Origin of the sequence: Selenomonas sp. WCT3, assembly GCA_900100835.1 — a bacterium.
Taxonomy (GTDB): domain Bacteria; phylum Bacillota; class Negativicutes; order Selenomonadales; family Selenomonadaceae; genus Selenomonas_A; species Selenomonas_A ruminantium_E.
In genome coordinates this window covers 74,707-82,435 of sequence record FNCM01000012.1, presented here as the reverse complement: position 1 = coordinate 82,435, position 7,729 = coordinate 74,707, and the positions used below count along the sequence as shown (strand labels likewise).

Sequence of the window (7,729 nt, the reverse complement as noted above, 5' to 3'; positions counted from 1 at the left end):
CGCTTATGGTACTGTGTCCCTCGCCGCCTAGGCTAGAGCCGTCACAAAACTGCCTTCCCCTCTGGGGAAGGCTTTTAGTTCCAAAAGTCAGCCGCCGCTAGGGGCAGTGCCATAAACGAAGCGTTTGATATTTTCCGTTAAGAACGAAATTTTTATCCTCCCTTTTCGTCGGAAAAATTCTACCGTCCAAGCGAAGCGCGTTTTGGATTTTTCCGATGCTTAATTAACGATAAAAATTTCGTTTAGGAAAATATCTCCCGCGTAGTGTTGGTACTGCCCCTAGCGGCGGCGAAGAGCTGCTTCGAATCTGAACCCAGCTACCCTACAAACTGCAATTTCATAGCCTCTTTTTCCGTCTCTTATTCAGCCACGCAGCTGGTATTGCGTCCCTGTGCCTTAGCTGCGTAAAGCACCTTATCGGCCCTGCCGTAAACATCGGCAAAATCTTCCTGGCTCCGGACCATCACCCCGCCGATACTAATGGTGACCCCCATCCCCAAATCCGCTTCCTCAAAATTTTTGACCGCCACGGAATTGAGCCGTTCACAGAAATCACACAAAAAATCATAGCCGGCAATCTTTGGCAGATAAATGCAGAATTCATCACCACCCAAACGTCCTATGACATCAGTTTCACGTATGGACGAACGAAGGCTTTCGGTGAGTTTTTGCAGCACCCGGTCCCCCGTCATATGCCCCATGGTATCATTGATTTCCTTGAAATGGTCCACGTCCAGCATAACAAAGCCGCTTACTGCCCGGTCCGGGCGTTCTTTCAGCATGCGCTCAATAAGGAACCGCACCGTTCCAGAATTGTATACCGCTGTCAACCCGTCCAGCTCAGCCCGGGCCCGCAGGGCTTCTTCCTCCTGTACCTCCCGGGTAACATCCATCAGGATGCCCACTGTTGAACACAAATTGCCATGCTTGTCATTAAAGGAATTGCAGCGAACCCGGAAAATTCCCGTACTGCCATCCTGCCGGACAATCTCTAAATTCTGCTCTTTCTCCGCCGCCTCCAAAATGCGCGGAATATTATCAAGTCCCCTTCGAAGCTGTGGGTTTCGGGTATTTCCCATCACCTTCGAAAACTGGAAGATATGTCTGGGAACCCCCAACATCACCGAAAAATGCTCCGACAACAACAGTTCATCATTAACCGCATCGTATTCAAACATATACATATCCGATGCGCCCAGCACCCACCAATAACGTTCCTGCCGGGAATGAAGCTGAAGCCTCGCATAAAAAAGCTCCCCCAGCAGTAACAGGATGACTACCCCCATCACTATGATTATCCCCCATAGTGCCTCATTGCTGAAACTGCCTACGATATCTCCCATAGGATCTCCTCATTTATTTTCATCGTATTTCTTATCATTCTAAACTGCTTTTAATTTTACTACAACCCTCCTTCATTCGCAAGGACTATTTTCCTATTTTCTTTATCATGATTTCCCATATGCAACCTTTTCCCACTTGTTCAGCTGTGTTATAATCTATCTAGATAACGGAAGTATTTATGGAAAAGGTAGGATATTATACTATGCACATGAGACACTCTCAACTTTTGAACATCGTCAACCAAAAGAAACGGGTTGCCGTCACCGAACTAGCCAAAGCACTTGACGTATCCGAGGTAACTGTCCGCAAAGATTTAAATCTCTTGGAACACAAGGGACTCCTGCGCCGTGAACACGGCTATGCGGCCATGACTTCCAGCGACGATATCGCCAACCACCTTTCCTTCAATTATGAGCGCAAACGCCTCATTGCCCATCGTGCGGCGGAGAGCATCCACAACGGCGAAACTGTCATGATTGAATCCGGCGGCTGTTGTGCTCTGCTGGCCGAAGAACTGGCGACCAACCGCCGTGATATCACGATTATTACCAACTCGGCATTTATCGCGGATTTCATCCGCAAGCAGCCCAATGCCCATGTCATCCTGCTGGGGGGCGAATACCAGAATGAGTCCCAGGTTATGGTTGGTCCCATGATTCGCAATTGCGTAAAGGACTTCTACGTCAACAAATTCTTTGTTGGCACCGATGGACTCAACGAACAGGGCTTCATGTCCAACGACCTCATGCGGGCCGAAGCCGCCCGAGCCATGACCGAAAGTGCCAGCCAGGTCATCGTTCTCACCGAATCTACCAAATTCAAAGCCAGCGGCGTTGTCTCCCTGCTGCCCCTGGATAAGATAAGCGCGGTTTACACCGATGACCAGGCTGACAGTGAGTCACTGACCATGCTGAACAGCCACGGTATCCACGTCTATCCCTTCTGATTTCCCATTGCAAATTTTATTGGCCACGGAAAAAAAGTCCTTGCGCTTTTATAGAAACCTGTTATAATTGTTTCTTGTGAGTTGATACTAATAGGAACTTACAAATACAATAACAGGAGGGAAACATAATGCGCGACTTGGCAAAAGTCCTCGGTCAGGAAATCGATAGTCTTGAGTTCCGTGCCGCTTGGGAAGAAAGTTCCATGGAATATGATTTTATGGATCGTATTGTAACGGTATGCGCCCAGGTAGCTCGTAACGCGGAAAAGAACAACGGTTGATTCGTTGCTGAAATAAATAAGGCATCACTTCGAACCTTATCGAAGTGATGCCTTTTTTTTGCGTTTTTTTACGTCAGATTTAACGGGCTGCACCGTATTCTGGAAGAAGTGAATTTCTTTATGTTCACTGCGTTCAATGTCTGCTTCAAACATGCGGTTCCAAGGGAAAGTCACCTGTATCTCTTCCAGGCTCTTAAACTTTGGCAGATTCTTCTCGGCGAACCGGGAAATCATCTGACTGGTACGAACGCCCACCGCCTTGCGCTTCTCATCGAGGCTGCCATAGTAGCCCTCGCCGCGAAGCCAGCTAAGCTGGCGCTGCACCGTATTGCGGATATTGCTCTGATACACCCAATCATCCAAATAACGGGTCAGAAGCAATTCATCGATATCCTCGGCCTTCATGTACTTGGTCAATATCCCCGCACCGATGACAAAGCCGGTGCTGTTCGTCGCCGTATTCCATCCGGCATACGCCCGGATTTTAAAAAGCAGGTCACGATTTTTGAGCTCTTCCATCAGGGCATTATCCGCACCGTTAGCGTAGAGGATATCGGCAATCCCCACCGGATAGCCCTTTTCCACATACTCCTTGACCAGTTCCGCAAAATAAACCGAACTGTGGCGCGCAGAAACACTGTCATTAGACGGATCATTGGCCTCGTAGGTCTTGCCCTGGGTATCGGTATTGACCATCAACACCAAATCAGCCTTGGCCAGGTCCGTTATTATACTTCCATAAGCCGCTGTTACAGCCGAACGAATGGAATCACTGATTTTCTCATCGGAATAGGCAGGAACGGTATTGGCCCCCCGCCCCCAGTTGTATTTCACATAAACCGACGGCATTTCCCCGTGGGCGATATTCACCGCTCGCGAAATCAGCAGCATTCCCATTTCGTCAATGCCCGCCATAATCTGGAACCGGGCCTTATCAAGGTCCTGACTCTCGGCAATCAAATGACGGCTTTCCTTATGGGTCTGGGAATAGGGAGCATTGTCATCCCGGCCCAAAATCAGATAATTGAAGGTATCCTCCCGAGCCATCCGGATGAGTTTTTCATTAATCGAATAGTTCTTCTTCCGGCGCCCCAGCCAATCCTTTAAATCGGCTGAGGGAATCAATTTCTGCAAAAAGGCAGCTTCTTTCTGCTCCCGCTTGGTAAGCCCCGTTAGTTCTTCTTTATCCTTTAACACCGTGTAACGGAAAATATCGGAACCATAGCTTCGATAATAATCCGGCTCCTCACGGCCGGAGGCCTCTCCGGATTTTGGCGTTCGCATGATTGAACCAAAAACGTAAAGGGGCAGTTTGGGATAGGCCTGATGGAGTTTGCGAAACCGCTCCGTACGGGTCAAAAGCTCCGTCTCCGAGCAATTATGCTTCCGTGACCCTACCAGACTGCCATAGAGCATGGAATCCGAGGAAATCACGGCTGCATCGGCATCATCCAAGTTATCTTCCAGCCAACTCCAGAGCTCCTCCGGATGGCCCAGATTCTGCCTGTCCCCCAGGAGTTTATCCGGCGGTACTACTACCTCCACCCCTAGCTTTTTGGCTACTTCCGTGGTCTGTTTATTCGATATTGGCCGATTGTCATGCGGCACATAAATAATCTTCTGTACGGCCGACGGTTCCTTCTCCTTATGCCGCGCCGAAGCCGCTGGCAGTACCATAACCATCATCAGCAAGACTGCCAGCAACGACAGAATTCGTCTTCTCAACGAATCGCGCTCCCTTCTTTATGTTTTCGCTTAATCTTCCGTCTCATCCGCCACAAGCTGCATAAGCACGTTTTTCACAGAATCCGGAACATTGAGTTTAGTTTGGAATTCAATGCCGCCCTCTTTGGGGACAGCCCCCTCGACCTCGACAAGGTCCAGCAAGCGGTAACCTTGGAACTCCGCTTTGCCAAAATCCGAGGCCGCCAGCACTTTGCTGTAATCGATATTTATCGTATTCCGATGAATGTTCACCGGCATGTCATCCGAAATCTCGATTTTTCCCACCAAACGCTCCGCCATAGACAGCGAGATGCGCGAAAACACCCAGGACATCAATCCATGAGAAGGAATATTGCGTTCCCTGACTTGATAAACCGCATAGGATTTATCCCCAGAATGGACAAATTCCTTGATTTCACCGGACAGTTCAATTTTCCCCACAGAAGTGGTATCCGTCACAATGTCCATGCGGCCATTGGCATGGGACACCACCTTGACTGCCGTTACCCGTCCATTGGCAGGAATTCGCTGTGCAATAGCTTCATTCACCACCTCATCGGGGACAAATAGCTTGCCCTGGCTAATTTCCTGCAGGGATTCCCGATTCCAGGTATGTTGAATGATTTGAATCACTGGACCATAATCCTGAACCTTCTCTTCAAGTTTTGACCAATCAATCGTTTGCAGCTGTTCCTGCCAACTGGCGGGTAAATCAATCATGTTCCTTATTCCTCCGGTTCATCGCCCTTGAGCTGGCGAATGTCCTGCCACAAATCACGGGCGCGTTTATAAATCTGGGCTTCATTGTTGCGAATGTTCTGGTCCCCGATAATGCGGGAAATGTACTGGGTGGATTTTTCATAATCCTTCATGCGGAAATAAATAGCACCAATCAGATACATAGCCATCGAATCCGACATTCCGTTAATCGGATAGCGTTCTGTCATCAACGACCGGTCGTAGAGCTCTGCCGCCCGTTTGAGCATTTCCATCTCGTTTTCTTCATCCTCGGCATCACGATAGATCCAGGCAAGCTCCAAATAAAGCCCGGCCCGTTTTGCGAGCGGCTGATCCGTCAATTCAGCATAGAAAATAGCCAGCTTGAATGACGCTACCGCCTCCGGTGTTTTTCGCTCTTCCACGAATTCCAGGCCAAGTTTACGCTGGGCGAGGAACTCCTGGATCTTGCGCTTATGCAGCTCCGGAATCGTTCCTAAAAAGGTTTTTTCATCCGCAGCAAAACCGCATTTCTCACAAAACCAAATCTTATAGAAATAGGGATTGAACCGCTGATAATGAACGCAGAAATCTTCATCCATATGATCCATCAACAATTTAGACTTTGTCTTTACTACCCGCGTCGACTCCCCACAAATCGGACACGTTTTCTCAACAACAAAAGTAAATTCTCCCATAATATCCCCCTTATGATAATTGATTCCTTTTAGACAATATAATTAGAATACCACACAAATCTGGAAAAATAAATGAAGACACCAGCTTATTCATACCGCAAAGCTTCGATTGGATCGAGCTTTGCTGCTTTCCGGGCCGGATAGATGCCAAAGAACAAACCAGTTCCTACGGCAAACACAAAAGAAATAATGATTGGTGCCACGGTGATAACCGTCTTGAAATTCCCCACCGTTGCGATGATCTGAGAGGCTGCACAACCAACTACAATTCCGATTATGCCGCCGATAACCCCAATGACCATGGACTCAATGAGGAACTGGGTCATGATATTCATAAAGGTAGCTCCTAACGCCTTGCGGATACCGATTTCCCGGGTACGCTCCGTCACCGACACCATCATGATATTCATAATACCAATGCCGCCAACCAGCAGGGAAATACCTGCAATCGCCCCCAAAAGCATCGTCAGCATAGCCGTGGACTGGCTGACCGTCTCCATGAGACTGGTTAGATTGCGAACGTTAAAATCATTCTCCTTATCCCCCACCAAATGATGGCGGGTGCGCAAAAGAGTCTCGACTTCCGACTGAACCTGGTCCATGTATTTCTGGTCAGTGACCTGGATATTGATGGACTGGACATAGGTAATGCCAAGCATTCGCTCCTGGGCAGTGGTAATCGGCACATAAATCATATCATCCTGGTCCTGTCCCATGGAGGACTGCCCCTTGGAATCGAGCAGGCCGATGACTTTATAAGGCTGATTGTTGATGCGGATATTCTTGCCCACCGGATTTTCTTGGTCGAAAAGATTTTCCGCCACCGTCGTACCGATAACCGCCACGCGGCTTCGCTTATTCATATCATTGACCGAGATGAACGAGCCATTGCTAATCGACAGGGATCGGATTGCCATGAACTCCGGCGTCACCCCCTGCACGGAAGTCTTCCAGTTGTTATTGCCATAGACAACCTGATAGGAACTGGACACCGACGGTGATACGTAATCGATGTTTTTGATTTTTTCCTTGATAGCCGTGGCATCGTCGTATTTCAGCGTCTGCATAGAACCTGCACCACCACGGGTGCCGCCCCGATTCGACGAACCTGGCGATACTATCAGCATATTGGACCCCAGGCTGGCAATAGAACTCGTGACATTGCTGCGCACGCCCATCCCCACCGATACCAGCGCGATGACCGCGCCCACACCGATGATGATGCCCAACATGGTCAGCAGGCTTCGCATCTTATTGGCATAAAGGGAAGTAAGGGCCATCTGGAAACTTTCACTAAACAACATCCATGACCACTCCCTTTCCTTCATCACGGGTTATCTTGCCATCCCGCACCAAGAGCTGGCGGCTCGCACAGGCGGCAATTTCCGGCTCATGGGTGACCAGGATAATCGTCCGTCCCTTCTCATGCATAGCCTCGAAGATATCCATGATTTCCCTGGTGGATTTGGTATCCAGGTTACCGGTAGGCTCATCGGCCATAATAATATGCGGGTCATTGACCAGCGCCCGGGCAATGGCCACGCGCTGGCGCTGACCGCCGGACAATTCATTGGGCTGATGGTCAGCACGATCCCCAAGGCCTACCGCTTCCAGATAATGCTGAGCGCGCTCCAAGCGCTCCCTGCGGCCCACTCCGGCATACACCAAGGGCAGTGCAACATTCTCCAGGGCCGATATCCGGGACAGCAGGTTGAAGTTCTGGAAGACAAAACCGATTTTCTTATTGCGTGTTATGGCCAAGGCATCATCGCTGAGGCCGGATACTTCCTCGCCATCGAGTTTATAAGACCCTTCGCTGGGCCGGTCCAGACACCCCAGGATATTCATCAGCGTGGACTTTCCCGAGCCCGACGGGCCCATGAGGGCAGCAAACTCCCCCTGATAGATATTGGTAGTGATTCCATCTAACGCCGCTAAGGTCTCACCGCCAATATGGTAGAGTTTTCGGATGCCGGCAAGCTGTATCGTGGGATAACGATCTTCCTTTTTTTCCATAG

At 49.4% G+C, this 7,729-nt stretch carries 8 protein-coding genes; 2 read left to right on the top strand and 6 right to left on the bottom strand.

Features of this window, described 5'->3' with window-relative positions:
- Nucleotides 1-359: 359 nt before the first annotated feature.
- Nucleotides 360-1,343: a sensor domain-containing diguanylate cyclase gene (locus BLQ36_RS10490; RefSeq protein WP_074515546.1), complete on the bottom strand. Its 984-nt coding sequence runs from the start codon at nt 1,341-1,343 to the stop codon at nt 360-362.
- 203 nt (nt 1,344-1,546) lie between these two features.
- Here BLQ36_RS10490 and BLQ36_RS10485 point away from each other — a divergent pair, with 203 nt between their 5' ends.
- Nucleotides 1,547-2,290 (top strand): DeoR/GlpR family DNA-binding transcription regulator, encoded by a 744-nt coding sequence (locus BLQ36_RS10485; protein ID WP_074515552.1) that lies wholly within the window; start codon nt 1,547-1,549, stop codon nt 2,288-2,290.
- A 128-nt stretch (nt 2,291-2,418) separates the two neighbouring features.
- Nucleotides 2,419-2,571 (top strand): hypothetical protein, encoded by a 153-nt coding sequence (locus BLQ36_RS13470; protein WP_156033552.1) that lies wholly within the window; start codon nt 2,419-2,421, stop codon nt 2,569-2,571.
- A gap of 36 nt (nt 2,572-2,607) precedes the next feature.
- Here the strand turns inward: BLQ36_RS13470 and BLQ36_RS10480 are convergent, their stop codons facing one another.
- The 5 genes from BLQ36_RS10480 to BLQ36_RS10460 form a co-directional block, all read right to left on the bottom strand.
- Nucleotides 2,608-4,257, bottom strand: coding sequence for a DUF4127 family protein (locus BLQ36_RS10480; protein ID WP_081342323.1), 1,650 nt, complete (start codon nt 4,255-4,257; stop codon nt 2,608-2,610).
- Nucleotides 4,258-4,326: 69 nt separating this feature from the next.
- Complete coding sequence (locus tag BLQ36_RS10475) at nt 4,327-5,016, bottom strand: hypothetical protein (RefSeq protein ID WP_074515544.1); 690 nt, start codon at nt 5,014-5,016, stop codon at nt 4,327-4,329.
- 5 nt (nt 5,017-5,021) lie between these two features.
- Nucleotides 5,022-5,711 (bottom strand): DUF2225 domain-containing protein, encoded by a 690-nt coding sequence (locus tag BLQ36_RS10470; protein WP_074515543.1) that lies wholly within the window; start codon nt 5,709-5,711, stop codon nt 5,022-5,024.
- An 86-nt stretch (nt 5,712-5,797) separates the two neighbouring features.
- Complete coding sequence (locus BLQ36_RS10465; RefSeq protein WP_074515542.1) at nt 5,798-7,015, bottom strand: ABC transporter permease; 1,218 nt, start codon at nt 7,013-7,015, stop codon at nt 5,798-5,800.
- Nucleotides 7,005-7,727 (bottom strand): ABC transporter ATP-binding protein, encoded by a 723-nt coding sequence (locus BLQ36_RS10460; RefSeq protein WP_074515541.1) that lies wholly within the window; start codon nt 7,725-7,727, stop codon nt 7,005-7,007. The genes BLQ36_RS10465 and BLQ36_RS10460 overlap by 11 nt, the downstream gene beginning before the upstream one ends.
- Between the last annotated feature and the right edge of the window lie 2 nt (nt 7,728-7,729).